The organism is Legionella sp. km772 (assembly GCF_003989735.1).
Classification (GTDB): domain Bacteria; phylum Pseudomonadota; class Gammaproteobacteria; order Legionellales; family Legionellaceae; genus Legionella.
In genome coordinates this window covers 1-1,739 of sequence record NZ_RZGQ01000317.1, presented here as the reverse complement: position 1 = coordinate 1,739, position 1,739 = coordinate 1, and the positions used below count along the sequence as shown (strand labels likewise).

The following is a 1,739-nucleotide window of genomic DNA, read 5'->3' as shown; positions in this document are numbered from 1 at the left end:
AAACTCATTTAAATCACTTTGCTATTAAGTACAAATTGATTCTTAGAGCGAACCAGATTGCTTGGCAGGAGCTTAAAAATATGGCAGCTTAAAATTGACCGTGCGTAACATGAGTTAATGATCTAATTTTACTAAAACCCGGTTCGGATCCCAAAGGACCAAAATGGGTACAAGGACAGCAAAATAGTGAAGGCGTCATTATGGTGAGCAGGACCACTTATAATGCATGGCTTAAAAGTGATTCGGGCTTATCTCTTGAACTTTATGCAAAAGCCAATAGAAAAGCGTTAATTTATACTGATGGGCAATTTGCTCTAGTAAGCGCAATGAAAGCTCTGGAAGCTGAATACCAGAAAGCTCCTGCGGCATCTCCTCTTAAAGTATTTTTAAACTCGATCAAAAGTGACTTATCCGATCTCAAGGCGCTAGACAGCACTGAAAAAATTCAAGATTTATATCGTGCAATTGAAAATTTCACCGAGAAACACAAATCAAATAGCGCTCTCACTACCTTAACTTTAGCACTCGATAAACGTTACCATGAATTAAGGTTAGTAGAACATCTTAAAGAAGGTAAAAAGCTCAGTGAAGAAGATGCTAAATTAAAAAGTCAATGGGAAAAAGTTCAAACTGCTCAACTTGCCGTTATTGATGAACAAATCCTTGCAAGAAAACCAATTGAGGCTTTGAAAGAGGCTCTGCAAGATCTGCAAAAAGTATCCTCCAAATCCAATGTAGGTCACATAGTAAAAAAAGAGGATGCAAGTCCATTAATGAAGGATTTAGCAGCCATTTCCAGTGATTGTGAAGAACACCTAGATTTATTAGAAAAGCAAAGAGAAAAGCTTGAAGAGTTGCAAAAAGCCCTAGCGGATGAATTCTCGCCTGAAACATTGCGGGGAACCTTAATTCGTCCTGAAGTAATGGAGCTGATGGATAAAATAGATAAGCAGTTGGAAGAGATAGAACAAGTCGAAAATGACATTTTATTGCCGCTCCAAAAATTAGTAGACGGTGAGGGCTTAACTAAACAAGTAGAGAGTTCCCAAACTGGTGAACTACGCCATCGGGTCAAATCAACTTTTACAATTACAAGTCAAGATAAAGCGCTCACTGATGACGCGCTGGTTCAAGATTATGATGAAGATCTTGATGAACATAATCATGCATTCAGCGGTACTATGCGAGCTGAAGCACATAGCTCAATAGCTCCACTTAAAGAAGGAAATTATCGAGAACATACTATACGCGTTACGGCTGACGACAAACCCATAGCAGTGATTACCGAAATTCATCACCCTACCGGTTTGGCTAGCGATAAAAATAAAGAACCATCCGTAACCTATACCTGTAAAGATAATACCGCACAAACTACAGAAGAGAAAATTCTTAAAGCTTTTGCTACTGCAAGCCTAATGCTCGGAAATTTAAAAAATAAACCTAGTAAAGCGAATGAAATCACTTTAAATGGTAATGATAAAGAATCCTTAGAATTCTTATTTACTGCACTGATGGTATTAGGCGACAAAAGTACGATGAAATTTAATGCCGATGCAATAAGAGTAAGGGCTCTTGTTTTTGATCCAACAAAGGAGCTGGGTAGTTTCGGCCGTCGCTACATTGATATAGGCGCGGATTTTTAGACGAAAAAAAGGTATTTTTAAGAGCTATTCTTCTAATATAAGAGGGGAATAGAATGACCAAAAAGCGAAATTATTACACTGCATCAAAAAAATCAA

The 1,739-nt window shown here is 37.8% G+C and carries 1 protein-coding gene; it reads left to right on the top strand.

Annotation, left to right across the window (positions count from 1 at the left end):
• Positions 1-200: 200 nt before the first annotated feature.
• On the top strand, positions 201-1,643 hold the full coding sequence (locus ELY15_RS15580; protein ID WP_127101652.1) for a hypothetical protein: 1,443 nt from the start codon (positions 201-203) through the stop codon (positions 1,641-1,643).
• The last annotated feature ends 96 nt before the right edge of the window (positions 1,644-1,739 follow it).

What these genes read in the sequence shown, in the direction of transcription:
- ELY15_RS15580 (WP_127101652.1), top strand. Translation starts at nt 201, where the DNA reads ATGGTGAGCAGGACCACTTATAATGCATGGCTTAAAAGTGATTCGGGC.